This is a genomic window from Amycolatopsis vastitatis, assembly GCF_002234595.1.
Taxonomy (GTDB): domain Bacteria; phylum Actinomycetota; class Actinomycetes; order Mycobacteriales; family Pseudonocardiaceae; genus Amycolatopsis; species Amycolatopsis vastitatis.
This window is the reverse complement of sequence record NZ_NMUL01000024.1, coordinates 1-17,904: the sequence shown is the minus strand read 5'-3', so window position 1 is coordinate 17,904 and position 17,904 is coordinate 1. Positions and strand designations below refer to the sequence as shown.

Genomic DNA, 17,904 nt, shown 5'->3' with positions numbered 1-17,904 from the left:
GGGGCCGGTTCCGCCTGCTCATCCGTGCTTTCACGCCGGTACCGGGACAAACCTCACCCGGAACGTGACCGGCCACTGCTTCCCCGTGAGGAGGAAGTCGCCGGTTCCGGGGATCGCGGCGATACCGTTGAGCACGTCTTCGGCGCCCGTCGCGTTCACTTGGGCACGCAGCTGACCAGCGTCGATGGTCCCGGTGACGCGTCCGGTCGCGGCGTCGACGCGCAGGATGGTGTCGGTGTGCCAAACGTTTGCGTAGACGTCGCCGCCGACGCACTCGAGCTCGTTGAGCTGGTCGCGGCCGACGTCGACGCCGCCGGTGGCGGCGAAGGTCTTCGGGTCGCGGAAGGTGAGCCGCGAGGAGCCGTTGCTCATCACCAGCCGTCCGCCGTCCTGGTGGCACAGGCCCCAGCCTTCGCCCTGGTAGGGCACGCGGCGGAGCTCGGCGAGGGTCTTCGAGTCGCGTTCGATGGCGAAGCCGTCCTGCCAGGTGAGCTGCCAGAGCGTCGGCCCGAGCACGGTGACGCCCTCGCCGAAGACCGGCGAGGGCAGCGTGGCCCTCGTCGTCGGCGGTCCGCCGGCGGGGCCCGCGGTGAGCGTCGACTGCCCGGCGAGCCCGGTGCTTTCGTAGAGGGTGTCGCCGGCGAACTCGAGGCCTTCGGTGAACGCGGCGGGGTCGTGGGGCAGGGTCGAGAGCACCTGGACGGTGAGGCGTTCGGGGCCTGGTTCCTGCGCGGGCGCCCCGGCGCAGCCGCCGAGCGCGGCGGCCAGCAGCAGCGAGGTGACGATCGGCGTGCGCACGTTGAACAGCCTGGCACGGGCGCCGCGGATGCGTGCGGCACAATTGGCCGCATGACTCTGCTGCTGACCCTGGACGACGGTTCCGTGCAGCGCAAACTCGCCGACGCGGTGGAGTTCGCGCGAGCCGCGGTGCTGGAGAACTCACCCGAGGAGCAGCTCGGCGCACACGTGGGGGTCACCCGCGAGGATGCGGTCACGGCGAGTCACCTGTTCGAGGCCCAGGTGCCCGGCTACGGCGGCTGGCGCTGGTCGGTGACAGTCGCCCTGGCGGGCGACGACGAGCCGGTGACGGTCAGCGAGGTCGTGCTGGTGCCGGGCCCGGACGCGCTGATCGCCCCGCCGTGGGTGCCGTGGGAGCGGCGCGTGCGGGCGGGCGACCTCGGTGTCGGCGACATCTTCCCGACGGACGAGAACGACCCCCGGCTGGCCCCGGCGTACCTCCAGTCGGACGACCCGGCGGTGGAGGAGGTGGCGCACGACGCCGGCCTCGGCCGCATCCACGTGTTGTCCCGCTTCGGCCGCACGGAGGCGGCGACCCGCTGGCACGGCGGCGAGTTCGGACCGCGGTCGGACATGGCGCGCAGCGCACCGGACGTGTGCGGGACGTGCGGGTTCTTCGTGCCGCTGGCGGGTTCGCTGCGCGGGAGGTTCGGAGTGTGCAGCAACGACATCGCCCCGGCGGACGGCCACGTGGTCGACGTGGAGTACGGCTGCGGCGCGCACTCGGAGGTCGAGGTCGAGCTGACGTCCTCGGTCCCGGTGGCGGAGCTGGTGTACGACGACTCGCTGCTGGACTACACGCCGGCCCCGGAGGTGGTCGAGACGGCGGCGGCCGAGCCGGAGACGGGGGTCGCGGAGTCGGATGTCTCACCGGCCGAGGTGGAGCCGGAGATCGAGGTCGAGCTGCTGGTCGAGCCGGTGGAGGCCGAGCCGGTGGAGGCGGAGCCGGTGGAGGTGGAGCCGGAGATCGAGGTCGAGCTGCTGGTCGAGCCGGTGGAGGCCGAGCCGGTGGAGGCTGAGCCGGAGTCGGCGGCGGTGGCTGAGCAGGTCGAGCCGGTGGCGGCGGTTGCTGAGCCGGTGGCGCCTGAGGCTGCTGAGCCGGATGGTTTGGTAGCCGAGCCGCAGGCGGCGGAGGCCGGTGCGGTCGCCGAGCCGCAGACGGTGGAGGCCGACGCGACCGCCGAGCCGGTTGTGGCCGAGGTGCCCGAGCCCGCGGAAGCGGAGCCGACGCAGGCCGAAGTGACCGACTCGCCTGCGCCCTCGGAATCGGCGACCGAGCCTCAGTCGCTCGACGAGCCGGTGCCCGAGGCTGCTCAGGTCGAGGTGGCCGAGTCGCCGGAAGCCTCGGCTTCCGAGGCCGGGGTGCCCGAGCCTGCAGAGGCCGAACCCACTCAGGCCGAGGTGACCGATGCGGTGGCTGAGCCGCAAGCCGAGGCGCCCGAGCCTGCCGAGGCCGAACCGACCGATGCGGTTCCCCCGTCGGCCGACGCCGAGGTGCCCGAGGCTGCCGTCGCCGGCAATGTGGTGACCGGGGCCGAGGATGTGCCCGCCGCGGCTGAGGTGCCCGAGCCCGCCGAGGCCGAGCCCACCCAGGCCGAGGTGAGCGACGCCGTGCCCACCCACGCCGACGAGGCGCAGGCCCGAGTTGACGAAGTGACCGGTGACCAGCGCGACGCCTGAGCCGTCCGTGGCCGATCCCTTCGGCACCGCGCGGCTCCGGGAAGCGACCCTGCGCGCCTGGCAGGACTCGCCCACCCGGCTCATCGAGGACACCAACGTCGAGCGCGACCTGCGCGTCGGCGCCTATCGGGATCGGCTTTTCGTCGAACTCGCCCAGAACGCCGCCGATGCCGCCATGGCCGCCCGCGCTCCCGGGCGCGTTCGCGTGTCCCTTGTGGACTCCGAACTCAGGTTCGCCAACACCGGCGCCCCGCTCGATGCGCGTGGTGTCGCGTCGCTCGCTTCGCTGCGGGCTTCCGGCAAGACCGGTGAGACCGTCGGGCGGTTCGGGGTCGGGTTCGCCGCCGTGCGGACCGTCTCCGATGCACCCCGCGTCGTCTCCACCACCGGTGGTGTCGCCTTCTCCGCCGAGCGCACCCGGCAAGCCGCCGGCATCGACGGGGAAGTTCCCGTCCTGCGGCTTCCGTGGCCCGTGCCCGCCGACCCGCCACCCGGCTTCGACACCGAAGTCCGGCTGCCGCTGCGGGACGATGTCGACGGGCAAACCCTTCTCGACGAACTCGCGCACGACGTCGCCGATCTCCTCCTCGCCCTTCCCTGGCTGGGTGAAGTCGACGTCGACGGTCGCGTGTGGACACGGAAGACCGACGGGAACGTCGTCGAAATCCGGGGCCCGCAAACGGAAACCCGCTGGCTGACCCACCGCGGCGACGTCGTGTGGGCCGTCCCCGTCGGCGCCGACGGCACGCCGGAGCCGCTCGAAGAAGACGTCCTGCACGCGCCGACCCCGACCGACGACGGGCTTTCGCTGCCCGCCCGGCTGCTCGCTTCCGTGCCCGTCGAGCCCTCGCGCCGCCGTGCGCAGCCTGGGCCCGACTTGGCGAAAGCCCTTGAAGGGGCCGCGAAGGAGTACGTCGGGCTCGTCCGGCTGCTGCCGCCGGAGCACCGGTTCGCGCTCGTCCCCGTTCCCGGGTTTCCGAAGTCTACTGTGGACGCGAAGTTGCGTGACGAAGTGCTGACGGGGCTCAGCGCCGAGCCGTGGTTGTCCACTCAGGACGGAAAGGAAGTCGCCGGGCGCCAGGCGAAGGTGCTCGACGTCGATGTCCCCGGTCTGCCCGAACTGCTGGTCGACCTCATACCCGGTCTGCTCAAGGGTTCCGCACCCGCGCAAGCGCTGAAAGCCGTCGCGGTGCAGGTGATCGGCATCGAAGAGGTGCTGGACACGCTCACCGGAGTCACTCGCGACCCGGGCTGGTGGCGCGATGTCTACGCGGCTCTGGCGATCGCCGTCGATTCGCACGCGCTCGCCGCGGAACGGCTGGACGGTCTTCCCGTCCCGCTGTCGGACGGCCGGACGCTGCCGGGTGCCCGGGGGTGCCTGCTCGTCGAAGGATCGGCCGAGCTGCTCGATCTTCTGTCCGATGTGGACATTCCTGGCCTGCGGCTGGTGCACCCCGCCGCGTCGCACCCGCTCCTGGAACGCTTGGGCGCCAAGCACGCCGACGCCCGCGAGCTGCTCAACGCCGACCAGCTGCGTGACGCCGTCGAGCGCAGCGTCGAGGACGTCCGGTCCGGATTGGACGGTACGACGCTCGCCGGTGCGGTGCTGCGCCTGATCGCCGACTGCGGGGACGACGCTCCGAGCTGGGTGGGCGCGCTCGCCCTCCCCGGCACCGACACCTGGCGCCGTGCCGACGAACTCGTCCTGCCGGCGTCGCCGCTGCTGGACATCTTCGACGAAGAGGTCTTCGAGGAAGACGGGGCGATGGACGTCCTCGACGAGGACTTCGCCGAGGACTGGCCGCAGAGCACCCTCGAGGCCGCCGGAGTGCTCGACTCGTTCGCTCTCGTCGTCGACGACGAACCGCACGAGCCCGACCACGACCTGCCCGACGAGGAAACCTGGTGGGACGCGCTGCCGGAGCCGCCGTCGACGCTCGTCGCCGTCCGGGACCTCGACCTCGTCGCCGACGACACGTGGCCCGCGGCGCTGCGGCTGCTCGCCGCGCGACCCGAAACCTGGCACGCCCTGCGTCAACCGCACGGCCACGCGGCCTGGTGGATCGCGCGGTACGCCGTGCTCGGCGGCCTCGCGCCGAACGAATGGCGTCTGCCCGGCACGGACCTGGCCGGGCTCTACGACGAGGTCCCCGATCTCGGCTTGAGCGAGGAACTCCTCAAAGCCGCCGGGGTGCGCGCTGATCTCGTTCTGTCCACAGTGGAGGAGGCCGACGATCTCCTCGGCCGGCTCGCCGATCCGGAACGCACGGTCTCGGCCGGGCTGACGACGCGCGCCTACGACGCCGTCGTCGAGTCCGGGTTCGAGCCGCGTGCGCCGCGAGCCGTCCGGGCGGCGGACGGGTCCGTTGTGGACGACGCGCTGGTCCTCGACGTGCCGTGGGTCGCGGGCGCGCTGGAGCCGGCGGATTACGTGGTCGCCCCCGAGGACCCGGAGCGGCTCGCGGACCTGCTCGACCTTCCGCTCGCGAGCACCGAACCGGCCGAGGTGACCAGCGAAGGCGAGTACGCGCCCTGGGCCGAGCTGCCCGCGCTGAAGCTCGTCGCGGACCAGCTCGGCATCCGGCTGCCCGAGGGCGGCGTCCTGGTGCACGACCCGCTCACCGTGCGGATCCAGGGCGCCGAACACGACGTCCAGTGGTGGTCCGACGACCGGCTGCACGCGGCCGACACGTCGGAAGGCCTGGCGCGTGCCTTCGCCTGGGCGACCGGGCGCTGGCCCGACCGGCACCTGATCACGGCACTGCTCGACGACCCGTCGCCGAAGACGCTGCTCGCGTAATCGTCAGAGCCGCTGGGCCGACTTCGACCCGCGACGGGCGGCGGCGCGCTGCCAGGCGATGATCGCCAAGCCGGCGAAGCCGAGCGCGAAACCGGACAGCGCCGTCTGCACCCACAGCCCCGAAGTCGTGAAGAACAGCACCACCAGCGCGACAGCCCAGACCGAGGTGCCTACGATCACCACCGGTGTCAGGTCGGTCAGCCTCTCGGGCAGCTCCGGCGTGTGCCGCAACGAGCCCGTAACCTCCGGTGGATTGATCGGTTCACTCACGTGGTGAAGGGTACTCCGCAGCAGCGACAGAATGGGCAGGGCGAATGGCGGAGCAGGAGACGACCCGCACCGGGACGTCCACACTGGACCGGTTCTTCAAGATCACCGAGCGGGGTTCGACCGTGTCGCGCGAGCTGCGCGGCGGTCTGGTCACCTTCGTCACGATGGCCTACATCGTGGTGCTGAACCCGCTGATCATCGGCAGCTTCTCGGCCGACGACGCGGGCGCGCACAAGGACGTCCTCGGCGGCATCCTCCCGGTGCCGCAGGTCGCGGCCGTGACCGCGCTCGTCGCCGGCGTCATGACCATCCTCATGGGCCTGATCGCGAACTACCCGTTCGCCATCGCCACCGGCCTGGGCATCAACAGCCTGGTCGCGGTCACCATCGCCCCGCAGATGACGTGGCCAGAGGCGATGGGCCTGGTGGTCATCGAGGGCGTGATCATCGTGGCGCTCGTGCTCACCGGGTTCCGGACCGCGGTGTTCCGGGCGGTCCCGGCGTCGCTGAAGTCCGCGATCGCCGTCGGCATCGGCGTGTTCATCTGCCTGATCGGCCTGGTCGACGCCGGGTTCGTGCGCCGGCTCCCGGACGCCGCGCACACCACCGTCCCGGTGGGCCTCGGCATCAACGGCTCGATCGCGTCCTGGCCGACCGCGGTGTTCGTCGTCGGCCTGCTCGTCACCGGCATCCTGGTCGTGCGCAAGGTCAAGGGCGCGATCCTGATCGGCGTGCTGACCTCGACCGTGCTGGCCGTCGTCGTCGAGGCGATCGTCAAGGCCGGGCCGTCACAGGGCACGAACCCGAAGGGCTGGAACCTCGGCTACCCGGCGCTGCCGGACCAGGTGCTCGGCCTGCCCAACCTCTCGCTGGTCGGCGACGTCTCGTTCGGTGCCTGGACGCGGCTGCCGATCATCACCGTGGTGCTGCTGGTGTTCACGCTGGTGCTCGCCGACTTCTTCGACGCGATGGGCACCATGACCGGCCTCGCGAAGGAGGCCGATCTGCTCCCGAAGGACGGCCAGCTGCCCAACGTCGGCAAGGCGCTGTTCGTCGAGGGCCTCGCCGGCGCGGCCGGCGGCTTCGGCTCCGCCAGCTCGAACACGGTTTTCGTCGAGTCGGCGTCGGGCATCGCCGAGGGCGCGCGGACCGGCCTGGCGAACATCGTCACCGGCCTGCTGTTCATCGCCGCGATGTTCCTGACCCCGCTGTACCAGGTCGTGCCGGTCGAGGCGGCCGCGCCCGCGCTGGTCGTCGTCGGCGCGATGCTGATGTCGCAGGTCCGCGACATCGACTTCACCGACTACTCGATCGCGCTGCCGGCGTTCCTGACCATCGTCGTCATGCCGTTCACGTACTCGATCGCGAACGGGATCGGCGCCGGCTTCGTCAGCTACGTCGTCATCCGCGCGGCGACCGGCAAGGCCCGCCAGGTGCACCCGCTGATGTGGGTGATCGCGGTGGCCTTCGTCGCCTACTTCGCGGTCGGGCCGATCCAGGCGGCGTTCAAGTGATCAGCCGGCGCCGCCCACCTGCAGCGCCGCGTCGAGGACGCCCCGGTTGCGCTCGAACTCGGCGGTCGGCGCCTCGAAGCGGATCGTGATGAGGGTGTCGCCGACGCCGAGGCCGACCACCGAAACCCGCCGCGGGCTTCCGCCGCGGGGATCGGTGTAGTCCCACTCGGCGGCGTCGTAACCGGAGATCTGCGCGTGCTCGGCGACCGTGCCGCCGTGGCCGGCGGCCTTCGCCGTGGCGCGGAGGCCCCTCACCGGGTCCTCCTGTGCGAGGGGCACCCGGTCGGTCTCCAGCAGGAGGTCGCCGTGGCGGTAGCTGGCGCGGTCCTTGTCGTGCGTGGCGGCCCAGGTCGCGGGCACGGGGACCGTGATGGAGAAGCCGCCGGACTCGCTGCCCGGCTCGGCCGGGAAGTCGTAGTTCTCCTCGGCTTGCGGGGGCGGTGGCGTCGTGGACGCCAGCACCGGCGAAGGTGGTGGAGGTGGCGGCGCGGCCTTCGGTGCGTCGTCACCGCCGCCGAGCAACTGTGCCACCACTACCGCCAGGACCGCCGCGCCGACCACGGCCGAGCCCACCAGCTTCTTGTTCATCCGACTCCCCAGGTTCTCTCCGGGGAGGACGCGCGGGTGTATTCCAGGTTGCCGGTTGATGAGGATCACCGTGCGTCGGAAGTTTCGTAAGGTATGCTAACTATATGTCCGGCGACACGCACGAACGCTCCTTGGCGAGCCGTCTGCGTCTCGCGGTGGTCCGGCTCAACCGCCGGCTGCGGGCACAGCGCGTCGGGGACGACCTCACGTTGACGCAGGTCGCCGCGCTGTCCACCTTGCACAAGTGCGGTGCGCTGACCCCGGGTCAGCTCGCCGCGAAGGAAGGCGTCCAGCCACCTTCGATGACGAGGGTGATCGCCGCGCTCGAGGAGATGGGGTTCGTCGAGCGGCGCCCGCACCCGACCGATGGCAGGCAAGCCATCGTCGAGTTGTCCGAGAGCGGGCTGGCCTACGTTCGGAAGGCCATTTCCGTCCGGGAGGCGTGGCTGGACCGGCAATTGGCGGAACTCGGCGACGAAGAGCGTGAAGTGCTCTCGAAAGCCGCCGAAATCATCGACAGGATGGCGGGGAACTAACCACGGTGACGGCCACGGGTAGCGAAACGAAGCGTTCCATCGAGACCACTGCTACCCGGGACACGGCCCCACCGCCGTCCTCTTCGCCACCGTCTCCCGCCCGGCGCGGCGGGATGTTCGCCTCCCTGCGGGTCCGCAACTACCGGCTGTTCTTCACCGGCCAGGTCATCTCGAACATCGGCACCTGGATGCAGCGCATCGCCCAGGACTGGCTGGTGTTCACCCTCAGCGGCAACAACCCGATCGCCCTCGGCGTCGCGGTCGCGCTGCAGTTCACGCCGACGCTGTTCCTCTCGCTGTGGGCCGGCGTCCTCGCCGACCGCGTCGACAAGCGGCGGCTGCTGGCCTGGATCCAGGCGGCGTCGTGCGCGCAGGCCGTGGTGCTCGGTGTCCTGGACCTGACCGGGCTCGCCGCGCTGTGGCAGGTCTACGTCCTCTGCTTCACGCTCGGCGTGACGGCGGCACTGGAAGTGCCGACGCGGCAGTCGTTCGTCGCCGAGATGGTGGGCCGCGACCAGGTCGCGAACGCCGTCGCGCTGAACTCGTCGATCTTCAACATGGCGCGGATCGTCGGCCCGGCGATCGCCGGGTTCGCCATCACCTGGATCGGCACCGGCTGGCTGTTCATCGCGAACGCGCTCAGCACGGTCGCGGTGATCACCGGGCTGGTCCTGATGAACCCGGACAAGCTGTTCCGCGTCGCGGCGGTGCCGCGCGAGAAGGGCCAGCTGGCCGAGGGCCTGCGGTACGTCCGCCGCCGCTCGGACCTGATGACGGTGATGGTGCTGGTCCTGTTCGTCAGCACGTTCGGCATCACGTACTTCAGCTCGCTCCCGATCGTCGCGGCGAACGTCTTCCACACCGCGGCCGACGGCTACGGCCTGCTGTCGACGCTGGTCGCGGTGGGCACGTTCACCGGTGCGGTGATGTCGGCCCGCCGCGGGACGAAGGGCAGGCCACGGGTCCGGCTGATGCTGGTGGCGGCCTTCTTCCTCGGCGTGTTCGAGCTGCTCACGGCGTTCATGCCGACGTACCTGACGTTCGGCCTCGCCCTGATCCCGCTCGGCTTCGCCACGATGACGTTCCTCAACACCGCGAACGCGCTGGTGCAGACGTCGGTCAGCCCGGAGATGCGAGGCCGGGTGATGGGTCTGTACGTGCTCGTGCTTATCGGCGGCAACCCGATCGGCGGCCCGATGGTGGGCTGGATGGCTCAGGAGTTCGGGGGGCGGTCGCCGTTCTACATCGGCGGGGCGGTTTCAGCCGTGGCCGCGGTCGTCTGTGCCGTCGTGCTGATCCGGCGGGGCGGGGTTTCTTGGCCGGTGAAGCGCGGGCTCGGGTTGCGGGTGCTCAAGCGGGCCAAGGTCTGACGAAGAGTATCGGTTCGAGTTCACGGCGTGACGGTATCGCCGGGCACCGACAAAAAAGGGCGGTCGGAGGCGTGGACGTCCCTCGGACGAGTGAGATTCGAGTCTCCCTGACCAGCCTCTTGCTTCGCGATATGAGGTTAGGCTAACCTCATGCATGTCCGCTTCGTGGTGGGAGCGGCAGTCAGTTCGGGAACGGACGGAGCCCCGGCCCTGGGAACCCCAGGCCGGGGCTTCGTTCATTTCACGGCAGTGTCGGGCTGAGCGCTCCGCTCGTCAAGGGACTCTCACCTGGCGGAGTCGGCAGCCGCGTCAAGGTCATCCCGAAGTACACGCGGTAGGCCGCGCGGATCGCCTCCGGGCTCGTCAGCAAAACCTCGTTCCGGACGCCGTCGACCGTCTCGATCAGCTTGTCGCCCGACAGCGTCACCCACCCCTGGGATGTCGGGCGGGAGCACGTCAACGAGCGCGTGAAGTGCGATGACGGCGACGTCGCCTGCCACCACGCCATCGGGACGAAGTCCGCCAGCGGGCGCGGGCGGCGCTCCAGGCGGTACTGCGGCTTGCCGTCCATGAGGACGTCGATGTCGCCGTGGGGTGCGTCCAGCAGCAGGAACTCGCCCTCGGGATCGACCTGGGCGTCCACCCCGGACAGGCGCAGCGGGTGCCGGGAGAACCGGCCTAAGCCGACGTCGACCAGCCACTGCTCGTCCAGTGAGACGACGATCGCCGCGTGATCGAGCGGTGGGCCGGGGGTCCCGTCTTCGTGGAACACCTGTGCCGCGCGCAGCGAAGCGTCGTACCCCAGTGCGCGCAGCAGCGCCGCGAACAGGCCGTTCAGCTCGTAGCAGAATCCGCCTCGCCGCCGGCGCACGATCTTGTCGAAGAGGGCGTCCTCGTCCAGCGCGACGTGCTCGCCGAGGTGGATGCTCAGGTTCTCGAAGGGAACCGCGGCCAGGTGGCGTTCCTGCAGGTGACGCAGGGTCGCGAGGCCGGCCGCCGCGGGCCGTGCCACGCCGAGCCGGGTCAGGTACTCGTCGACGTCCATGGGGTCCACTGAAACACCTCGACCGCACTCGAGGTCAAGCTGTTCACCCGCCGACGAAAACGGGGCCCTCCCGGAAGGGAGAGCCCCGTCGAACGCGGAGAAGCTCAGCCGAGCAGCAGGCCGTTGCCGCCCGCGACAGCGTTGTCGAAGCGCTTGCTGATCTCGGCCCAGTTGAAGATGTTCCACAGGGCCTTGACGTAGTCCGGCTTCACGTTCTTGTAGTCCAGGTAGAACGCGTGCTCCCAGACGTCGACCAGCAGGATCGGCACGGTCGGCAGGATCAGGTTGTTGTGGTGGTCGCGCAGCTGCTGGGTGATCAGCGTCTTGCCGATCGGGTCCCAGGAGAGCGCGCCCCAGCCGTTGCCCTGGATCGTGGTCGAGACGGCGGTGAACTGCGCCTTGAACTTGTCGAAGGAGCCGAACGCCTCGTCGATCGCCGCGGCCAGCTCGCCGGTCGGCTTGTCGCCGCCTTCCGGCGACAGGATCTTCCACCACACGACGTGGTTGGCGTGGCCGGCCAGGTTGAAGGCCAGCGTGGTCTCCAGACCGACGATGTTGCCGAAGTCGTTCGCTTCGCGGGCGGCTTCGAGCTTGTCGAGCGTGTCGTTCGCGCCCTTGACGTAGGTCGCGTGGTGCTTGCTGTGGTGCAGCTCGTTGATCTCGCCGGAGATGTGCGGCGCGAGGGCGCCGTAGTCGTAGTCGAGATCGGGCAGCTCGTAGCGGGCCATTGGCCCTCCTTCTGTCTTCGACACAAGTTTCCGGTACCGAACCTAGTAGCACACGCCCCTTCGCGGCGAGTGGGGGCGGGTGGCCGTCACCACTTGGGACGGCGGTCCGTCAGTGGCGTACCCCGGAGGTGCGCCTCCTGAAACCGAGCCTGCAACTTGGACTTAGGTGGAGGTCAACGAGCTGTGACGACGATCATTCACCCCACGCGGACCTCGTCCAGTCGCAAGGCCAGTTCGTCGAAGACGGCGACGTTGCATTCGAACGCCGCCAATGCCTCGTCGATCACCCGCGCACGCTCGTCGTCGTCCCACGGTGCGGTGTCCAGCTTCGCCCGGTAAGCATCACGGAAGCGGGGCGCGCTGCCGATCCCGTCGAAGTGGTAGAAGAGCGCGCCCGCCTCGGCGACGTCGTAGTTCTTCTCGAGCGTCCGCCGGATGACCTGGCCGCCGGCGATGTCGCCGAGGTAGCGCGTGTAGTGGTGGGCGACGTACCCGCCTGCCCACGAAGCCGCTTCGCGGATCCGCGAGACGTACGCCTGCGTGGACGCCAGCGGGGAGATCGTCGAGCGCCAGCCGGGGCCGACGAGGTGGGCGAGGTCGCGCTCGAGGTGGGGCAGCCGCCGCAGCGCGTCGAAGACGAACTCGCCGCCGACCGGGTGGCCGGCCATCGCGTCGCTCGCCGCCTCGATCGCGCCGTAGACGAAGTAGTACTGGATCGCCAGGCGGGTGTAGCCCTCCTGCGTCAGCTCGCCGCCGAGCAGGGCGCGCATGTACGGGGAGTAGTTCGCCCGGTCGTGGACTTCGAGGGTTGACGCCCGCAGCGCCGCCGAGAACGGGCGGGTGTCCGTGGGCACCGACATGGGCAGGCCTCCCGGGGCGATCGTTCTGACACGCTGTCAGAACGATGGTAGGGCAGAACCCGGGCTCAGGCCACCGACGCCCCGACCGCCCGCAGCACGAACCGCACCGCCGCCTCGACGACGTCGTCCAGCCGGTCGGCGGACCCGTCGACCAGTGCGCGGTTGCCCAGCGCCGCGGTGATCATCGGGATGAGGACGTCCGGGTCCTCGGCGGGCCAGCGGCCGAGGTCGGCGCCGTCGGCGAGGATCGCGCGCAACCGGCCGGTGATCGGGTCGGCGTGCGCGCTGATCCGCCGGTACGCCGCAGGCGCCAGCGCGGACGCGAGCGCCGTGCCCGGCGGCATGTGGTACTCGGCCAGCACGCGCAGCTGCAGCCGGACGAACGTGGCCAGCCGGTCGACCGGATCGGCCTGGGCCTCGACGGCTTCGGTCAGCCGCGTGACGTACCGCGCGGCTTCGTCCTCGACGAAGGCGACGAGCAGGCTTTCCTTGTCGGGGAAGTGGTTGTAGAGCGCGGTCCGGCCCACACCGGCCGCCGACGCGACGCCGGCGAGCGTGATCGCGTCGAAGCCGCGCTCGTAGAGCTGCGCGCGCAGGACGTCGAAGACCCGGGTCCGCACCTCGCGCCGGTGCGCCTCGAGCGACGCACCGAGAATCTTCGGCATCCACCCAGGCTAACGGTCAATCGGCGACCGGCCAGGTGTGGACCGGTTCACCCGACTCGGACAGCTCCAGGTAGCGCCCCAGCATCAGGCTCAGCGCGGCTTCGCGGTCCATCCCGCGCGCCTGCGCGCGCAGGACGCAGTCGCGCTGCCAGGTCGCCCCGTTCCGCCGCGCGAGGCAGCGGCGCTCGATGATCCCGAGGTAGCGCTCGCGGGCCTCGTCGGAGACGTCGGAGCGGCGCAGCCCCTCGTGGGCGAGCGGCAGCAGCACGCGCAGCGCCAGCTCGTCCGGCGGAATCCAGCCGATGCCCGGCCAGTACAGCTGAGCGTCGAAACCCCGGCGCGCGCCCGCGTAAAGGTTTTCCTCGGCGGCCTGGAACGACATCTGGCTCCACACGGGGCGTTCCGCGTCGGCGAGCGCGCGCTGGGCGCCGTAGAAGAACGCCGCGTTCGCCACCGTGTCGACGACCGTCGGGCCCGCCGGCAGCACCCGGTTTTCCACGCGCAGGTGCGGCAGGCCGTCGACGACGTCGTACACCGGCCGGTTCCACCGCCAGATCGTGCCGTTGTGCATGCGCAGCTCGGTGAGCTTCGGCGCCTGGCCCGCGTCGAGTGCCTCGATGGGATCCTCGGCGTCGGTTTCCGGGAGCAGGCCGGGGAAGTACCGGACGTTCTCCTCGAACAGGTCGAAGATCGACGTGATCCACCGCTCGCCGAACCACACCCGCGGCCGCACACCCTGGTTCTTCAGCTCTTCCGGCCGGGTGTCGGTCGCCTGCAGGAACAGCGGGATGCGCGTCTCGTGCCAGAGCGCCTTTCCCAGCAGGAACGGCGAATTCGACGCGAGCGCGATCTGCAGCCCGGCCAGGCACTGCGCCGCGTTCCAGTGCGCGGCGAACTCTTCGGGCGCGACCTGCAGGTGCAGCTGCACGCTGGTGCACGCGGCCTCCGGCAGGATGGATTCCGCGTAGCTGCGCAGGCGTTCGGGCTGCTGACCCGGCAGCGGCGCGCCTTCCATGGCGAGCACCGTGCGCTCGCCGCGGGCGGCGAAGATCTGGTCGTTCAGCGTCGCGTAGCGGGCTTTGTTGGTGAGCCACTTCTGGTCGAAGTGCTCGTGCTTCAGCGTCGGCAGGATGCCGATCATGGCCAGTGACGACCCGGTGTCGCGGGCCTTCGCGGCCGCGGTGTCGAGGTACGCGCGGAGATCGTCTTCGAGCTGGAGGGCCGAATCACCCGCGAGCGGCCGCGGCGGGACGTTCAGCTCGATGTTGTGCTGGCCCAGCTCGGTGGTGAACGACGGGTCGTCCAGCGCCTCCAGCACCGCGGTGTTCGTCATCGACGGGCGCAGCTCGCGGTCGACCAGGTTGAGCTCGACTTCGAGCCCGATGTTCTTGCGGGGGAACGAGAAACTGCCGTCGGTGAGCATGCGGGCCAACGTGTCAAGGCAGCGCTGCACCTTGCGGCGGTACCGTCCTCGGTCCAGCGTGTTGAACGGCTGAGCCGCGAGGTCCATCCCCATGACCATCCCTGCTTTGCGTCGGCGTGGACAGGACGTGTTCAGGCCCCGGCGGACAACCGTGTCACAGCCGGTGACCCCGGGCTAGCGGCCAAACTGGTGCTCTCAGTCACGGGTAGTTAACCGAAAGCAAAATGGCCCGTTCGCAGTACCGCCGGGTCGACGTTCGGACCAGCCGGACCCCCGGCAAGCGGGTGACAGACTGGGGGGATGGGCGTGATCCACATCGATGACTCCGGCGACCCCCGGGTCGGCGATTTCCGCGACCTGTCCACAGCGGACCGTCGTCCCGACCGCCCCGGTGGCCGGGGGCTCGTCATCGCCGAGGGCGCCGTCGTGGTGTCCCGGCTGCTGGCTTCCCGCTACCCGGTGCGGGCGCTGCTGGGCGTGGAACGGCGGTTCGCCGAACTGGCGGGCGACCTCGCCGGGATCGACGTGCCGCAGTACGTCGCGTCCGCGGAAACCATGGCCGACGTGGTCGGTTTCCACCTGAACCGGGGAATCCTCGCGGTCGCCGACCGGCCGGCGCCGCTGACGGTTGCCGAAGTCGTGGCCGGTACCGGCCCGGTGGCCGTGCTGGAGGGCGTCGGCGACCACGAAAACCTCGGCGCGCTCTTCCGCAACGCGGCCGCGCTCGGCGTCGGCGGCGTGCTGCTCGGGCCCGGCTGTTCCGACCCGCTGTACCGGCGCAGCGTGCGCGTGTCGATGGGCCACGTCCTGCGCGTGCAGTTCGGGCACCTGACGGACTGGCCGGGCGGGCTCGACGACCTGCGGGCGCGCGGGTTTTCGGTCGCGGCGTTCACCCCGCGGCCGGGCTCGGTCCCGCTGCGCGAGCTGCGGCAGGTCGCGCCCGGGCGGGTGGCGTTGCTCTTCGGCGCCGAAGGTCCCGGCCTGACCGAAACGGCGCTCGCGGCGGCTGATCACGCCGTCCGGATACCCATGCCGGCGGGAGTCGATTCACTGAACATCGCGACGGCCGCCGCCATCGCCTTCTACGAACTGGCCCGGTGCGACTAAAGTTCGGGCACTGGAGGCGAGAAAGGACACCATGGAGCTGCGGATCCGCGGCGAGCGCGCCGTGCTGGCCGGCCCCGGCGGGGAGCACGCGCGCGAGGTGGACCCGCACAAGCTCGCGATCGGCGCCGACCTGGCGCAGGCCCTGCACGAATGGGCGCGCGTGGCGTCCGCCGTCTCCACCGATCCGGCCGACTCCGGCGGGGAGGCGGCCGCGGTGGTTTCGCAGCGCGGCCGTCAGCTCGCCGGCAGGCTGGCCTCGGTGATGGGCACGGCCGTGCGGTTCGTGGACCCGGTGACCGGCGCCGACACGGTCGTCGAGCCGCCTCCGCGCGCCGCGAAGGCGGCCCACCGGTTCGTCCGGTCGGTGCTCGGGCCGCCCGGCCCGCCCGGCGAGCCGACCCCGTGGCTGACCGGCCTGACGGTGTCGGCGTTCATCGCGGCCGTGGTGGTCGTCGCGATGCTGGCGCTGGCGACGTCGCTGGCCCGCGAGACCGCGGGCTGGCTGGCGCTCGTGGGTGCGGTCATCGTGACCGCCGGGATCGGGCCGTCACTGTGGCTGATCCGCCGCACCCCGATCCTGCGCTGGGCCGCGTACGGCGCGGCGGCCGGCGTCGTGATCGCGTGGATCGGCGTGCTGGTGATCGCCTTCTAGCGTCGCCTGCCGTAGGTGACGAGCGTGCCCTGGGCGTTGGTCGAGGTCTCGTCGAGGTAGAAGTAGCCGTGGAACGCCGCGATCTGGCGGACCAGCTCGGGCGAGACGTCGAACTGGCCGGAGAAGAACCGCACGGTGTCCCGGCCGGTGAACTCCCCGGCAAGCCAGCCGACGCGAACCGAGCGGGGAAAGATCCGCAGGACCCACAACAGCGGGGGCACGCCCAGGAACGTGAGGGCGAAGCCGATCGCGAAGACGCGTTCGTCGCCGGTGATCGCCGTCGTCAGGCCGCTGCCGCCGAAGCACAGCAGGATCCACGCCGCCGGGGCGAGGAAGCCGGCGAACGACATCCGGAACCTCCGTCCGGTGACCGGCGGTGGCGGGTCGCGGCGCAGCAGCACGATCCGGTCGGTGGTGTCGGCGAACTCGGCGACGGGGACCAGGCCTTCGCCGCCCGCGATCTCGGCGATCCGGGCCGGCGTCAGCTTCGCCTCGCGGACGCTCACCCACAGTTCGGCGCGGCCGTCGAGGTGGTTGCGCAGCCACTGCTCACGGCCGGGGGTCTCGGCCGGGACCGTGAAGACGGCCGGCGGGACCGGCGCGGGCGTGCCGAAAACCAGCCCCGGACGGCACTTCGCGAACAGGAAGCTCACGTTGTTGCGGCCGGAGTGGCGCATTCCGGCGAAGAAGTAGCCGTAGAGCGAGGCGACTTCGCCGAGCAGTTCGGTGGACACCGACGGCGGCGGATCCACGACCACCCGCGAGGTCCCGCCGAACCGCTCGTCCAGCCATGGCATGCGGGGCGACCGGCCGGCCACCGCGCGGATCAGCACCTGGGCGCCGATCGTGATGCCGAGGCCGACCGGGATCACCAGGAGCGGCCACTGCCGCCCGGACTTCGCCGCGATCCCGATACCCACGGCGAACCCCAGGACGCAGACGACCGCGACCACGCCCTGGACCACGCCGAGGGCGGGCCCCCGCCTGACGGTGCGCGGCCGCAGTTCTTCGTCCGGCAGGCCGTTCCGGCGCAGCAACAGCAACCGGTCGGACGTATCGGCGACCTCGGCGGCCACGGCCATCCCGGCGGCGGCCGCCACCGCGCCGACGTCCGCGCGGCTCAGCCGCAACCGTCGCAGGCTCGCCCAGAACTGCTCCTGTCCGCCGAGCAGCCGCGCGAGCCGGCGCCGGTCGGCGTCCGTGCCCGGTCCGGGGTCGAAGTGCGGCGGGAAGAAGCCGGGCGCGAACTCGAAGCGCAGGAACCCCGGCTGGTCAGGCGGGGTTTCGCGGTACCGGCGCGAGGCCGCGGCCTGCCGGACGGACCCGGCGTCGAGACCCCACTGCTCCGGGGACACCTCGACCACCGGCGCACCGGAGAAGACGCGGAACCTGAGTTCGCCGAGGCGGAGCAGCCAGGCCTGTTGAGGCGGCGCCATGGTCATCGGACATCACGCTGCATGATCGATCCCTCTCTCAGCGTGACATCGTAGCCTGGCGGGATGGAGCAGCTGGACGCGTTGCGGAAGTTGTGCCTGGCGTTGCCGGAGACGACCGAGCGGCTCAGCCACGGCGAGCCGACGTGGTTCGTGCGCGGCAAGAAGACGCTCGTCATGTTCGCCGACCACCACCACGACGACGTGCTCGCCTTCTGGTGCCCGGCGCCGCCCGGGGTGCAGGAGGAACTGGTGCGCACCGAGCCCGGGCGGTTCTTCCGGCCGCCGTACGTCGGGCACCGCGGCTGGCTGGGCGTGCGGCTGGACGTCGACGTCGACTGGGGCGAGATCGACCGGATCGTGCGCGAGGCCTACCGCCAAGTGGCGCCGAAGACGCTCGCCGCGCTGGTGGATTAGCGCCCCAATGTGGCGTTC

Annotated in this window: 17 protein-coding genes; 8 read left to right on the top strand and 9 right to left on the bottom strand. The window is 71.0% G+C overall.

The window, feature by feature from the left end; all coding sequences use genetic code 11:
• Positions 1–30: 30 nt before the first annotated feature.
• Positions 31–798: a glutaminyl-peptide cyclotransferase gene (locus tag CF165_RS24795; RefSeq protein WP_093949965.1), complete on the bottom strand. Its 768-nt coding sequence runs from the start codon at positions 796–798 to the stop codon at positions 31–33.
• 51 nt (positions 799–849) lie between these two features.
• Here CF165_RS24795 and CF165_RS24790 point away from each other — a divergent pair, with 51 nt between their 5' ends.
• Both CF165_RS24790 and CF165_RS24785 read left to right on the top strand, forming a co-directional pair.
• On the top strand, positions 850–2,478 hold the full coding sequence (locus CF165_RS24790; RefSeq protein WP_093949964.1) for a DUF3027 domain-containing protein: 1,629 nt from the start codon (positions 850–852) through the stop codon (positions 2,476–2,478).
• Complete coding sequence (locus tag CF165_RS24785) at positions 2,459–5,278, top strand: sacsin N-terminal ATP-binding-like domain-containing protein (protein WP_093949963.1); 2,820 nt, start codon at positions 2,459–2,461, stop codon at positions 5,276–5,278. The genes CF165_RS24790 and CF165_RS24785 overlap by 20 nt, the downstream gene beginning before the upstream one ends.
• Positions 5,279–5,281: 3 nt before the next feature.
• On the opposite strand, the gene CF165_RS24780 is transcribed toward CF165_RS24785, so the two are convergent.
• Entirely contained in the window at positions 5,282–5,509 is a 228-nt protein-coding gene (locus CF165_RS24780; RefSeq protein ID WP_093949962.1) for a DUF2530 domain-containing protein, read from the bottom strand.
• 83 nt (positions 5,510–5,592) lie between these two features.
• On the opposite strand from CF165_RS24780, the gene CF165_RS24775 reads away from it, so the two are divergent.
• The gene (locus tag CF165_RS24775) at positions 5,593–7,062 is read left to right on the top strand and encodes an NCS2 family permease (protein WP_093949961.1); all 1,470 of its coding nucleotides are present in this window, start codon (positions 5,593–5,595) and stop codon (positions 7,060–7,062) included.
• On the opposite strand, the gene CF165_RS24770 is transcribed toward CF165_RS24775, so the two are convergent.
• Positions 7,063–7,650 carry a hypothetical protein gene (locus CF165_RS24770; RefSeq protein ID WP_093949960.1) on the bottom strand — a complete coding sequence of 196 codons (588 nt, stop codon included), beginning with the start codon at positions 7,648–7,650 and terminating at the stop codon, positions 7,063–7,065.
• A 104-nt stretch (positions 7,651–7,754) separates the two neighbouring features.
• Between CF165_RS24770 and CF165_RS24765 the strand changes: the two genes are divergently transcribed.
• Together CF165_RS24765 and CF165_RS24760 are read left to right on the top strand one after the other, a co-directional pair.
• Positions 7,755–8,186, top strand: a complete 432-nt coding sequence (locus CF165_RS24765) for a MarR family winged helix-turn-helix transcriptional regulator (protein ID WP_020641661.1) — start codon at positions 7,755–7,757, stop codon at positions 8,184–8,186.
• Positions 8,187–8,299: 113 nt separating this feature from the next.
• Positions 8,300–9,556 (top strand): MFS transporter, encoded by a 1,257-nt coding sequence (locus CF165_RS24760; RefSeq protein ID WP_093949959.1) that lies wholly within the window; start codon positions 8,300–8,302, stop codon positions 9,554–9,556.
• A gap of 241 nt (positions 9,557–9,797) precedes the next feature.
• Here the strand turns inward: CF165_RS24760 and CF165_RS24755 are convergent, their stop codons facing one another.
• The 5 genes from CF165_RS24755 to CF165_RS24735 form a co-directional block, all read right to left on the bottom strand.
• On the bottom strand, positions 9,798–10,601 hold the full coding sequence (locus tag CF165_RS24755) for an arylamine N-acetyltransferase family protein (protein ID WP_167441565.1): 804 nt from the start codon (positions 10,599–10,601) through the stop codon (positions 9,798–9,800).
• Between the two features lie 104 nt (positions 10,602–10,705).
• Positions 10,706–11,329 carry a superoxide dismutase gene (locus CF165_RS24750; protein ID WP_093949957.1) on the bottom strand — a complete coding sequence of 208 codons (624 nt, stop codon included), beginning with the start codon at positions 11,327–11,329 and terminating at the stop codon, positions 10,706–10,708.
• Between the two features lie 197 nt (positions 11,330–11,526).
• On the bottom strand, positions 11,527–12,189 hold the full coding sequence (locus CF165_RS24745; RefSeq protein WP_093949956.1) for a biliverdin-producing heme oxygenase: 663 nt from the start codon (positions 12,187–12,189) through the stop codon (positions 11,527–11,529).
• Positions 12,190–12,254: 65 nt separating this feature from the next.
• The gene (locus CF165_RS24740) at positions 12,255–12,854 is read right to left on the bottom strand and encodes a TetR/AcrR family transcriptional regulator (RefSeq protein ID WP_093949955.1); all 600 of its coding nucleotides are present in this window, start codon (positions 12,852–12,854) and stop codon (positions 12,255–12,257) included.
• 16 nt (positions 12,855–12,870) lie between these two features.
• Complete coding sequence (locus CF165_RS24735) at positions 12,871–14,370, bottom strand: glutamate-cysteine ligase family protein (RefSeq protein ID WP_205660964.1); 1,500 nt, start codon at positions 14,368–14,370, stop codon at positions 12,871–12,873.
• A gap of 207 nt (positions 14,371–14,577) precedes the next feature.
• Here CF165_RS24735 and CF165_RS24730 point away from each other — a divergent pair, with 207 nt between their 5' ends.
• Positions 14,578–15,384: a TrmH family RNA methyltransferase gene (locus CF165_RS24730; RefSeq protein ID WP_093949953.1), complete on the top strand. Its 807-nt coding sequence runs from the start codon at positions 14,578–14,580 to the stop codon at positions 15,382–15,384.
• 31 nt (positions 15,385–15,415) lie between these two features.
• Positions 15,416–16,036, top strand: coding sequence for a DUF2537 domain-containing protein (locus CF165_RS24725; protein WP_093949952.1), 621 nt, complete (start codon positions 15,416–15,418; stop codon positions 16,034–16,036).
• On the opposite strand, the gene CF165_RS24720 is transcribed toward CF165_RS24725, so the two are convergent.
• A complete protein-coding gene (locus CF165_RS24720) occupies positions 16,033–17,478 on the bottom strand; it encodes a hypothetical protein (RefSeq protein WP_240521770.1) in 1,446 nt (481 codons plus the stop codon). The two genes, CF165_RS24725 and CF165_RS24720, sit on opposite strands and share 4 nt — an antisense overlap.
• A 57-nt stretch (positions 17,479–17,535) precedes the next feature.
• Between CF165_RS24720 and CF165_RS24715 the strand changes: the two genes are divergently transcribed.
• Positions 17,536–17,886: an MmcQ/YjbR family DNA-binding protein gene (locus CF165_RS24715; RefSeq protein WP_093949951.1), complete on the top strand. Its 351-nt coding sequence runs from the start codon at positions 17,536–17,538 to the stop codon at positions 17,884–17,886.
• Positions 17,887–17,904: the final 18 nt, after the last annotated feature.

Bases quoted from the DNA above. Each gene is read 5' to 3' on its own strand.
- CF165_RS24745 (WP_093949956.1), bottom strand. From the start codon at position 12,189: ATGTCGGTGCCCACGGACACCCGCCCGTTCTCGGCGGCGCTGCGGGCG.
- CF165_RS24775 (WP_093949961.1), top strand. From the start codon at position 5,593: ATGGCGGAGCAGGAGACGACCCGCACCGGGACGTCCACACTGGACCGG.
- CF165_RS24765 (WP_020641661.1), top strand. From the start codon at position 7,755: ATGTCCGGCGACACGCACGAACGCTCCTTGGCGAGCCGTCTGCGTCTC.
- CF165_RS24740 (WP_093949955.1), bottom strand. From the start codon at position 12,854: ATGCCGAAGATTCTCGGTGCGTCGCTCGAGGCGCACCGGCGCGAGGTG.
- CF165_RS24720 (WP_240521770.1), bottom strand. From the start codon at position 17,478: ATGACCATGGCGCCGCCTCAACAGGCCTGGCTGCTCCGCCTCGGCGAA.
- CF165_RS24715 (WP_093949951.1), top strand. From the start codon at position 17,536: ATGGAGCAGCTGGACGCGTTGCGGAAGTTGTGCCTGGCGTTGCCGGAG.
- CF165_RS24755 (WP_167441565.1), bottom strand. From the start codon at position 10,601: ATGGACGTCGACGAGTACCTGACCCGGCTCGGCGTGGCACGGCCCGCG.
- CF165_RS24790 (WP_093949964.1), top strand. From the start codon at position 850: ATGACTCTGCTGCTGACCCTGGACGACGGTTCCGTGCAGCGCAAACTC.
- CF165_RS24725 (WP_093949952.1), top strand. From the start codon at position 15,416: ATGGAGCTGCGGATCCGCGGCGAGCGCGCCGTGCTGGCCGGCCCCGGC.
- CF165_RS24770 (WP_093949960.1), bottom strand. From the start codon at position 7,650: ATGAACAAGAAGCTGGTGGGCTCGGCCGTGGTCGGCGCGGCGGTCCTG.
- CF165_RS24760 (WP_093949959.1), top strand. From the start codon at position 8,300: ATGTTCGCCTCCCTGCGGGTCCGCAACTACCGGCTGTTCTTCACCGGC.
- CF165_RS24735 (WP_205660964.1), bottom strand. From the start codon at position 14,370: ATGGGGATGGACCTCGCGGCTCAGCCGTTCAACACGCTGGACCGAGGA.
- CF165_RS24750 (WP_093949957.1), bottom strand. From the start codon at position 11,329: ATGGCCCGCTACGAGCTGCCCGATCTCGACTACGACTACGGCGCCCTC.
- CF165_RS24730 (WP_093949953.1), top strand. From the start codon at position 14,578: ATGGGCGTGATCCACATCGATGACTCCGGCGACCCCCGGGTCGGCGAT.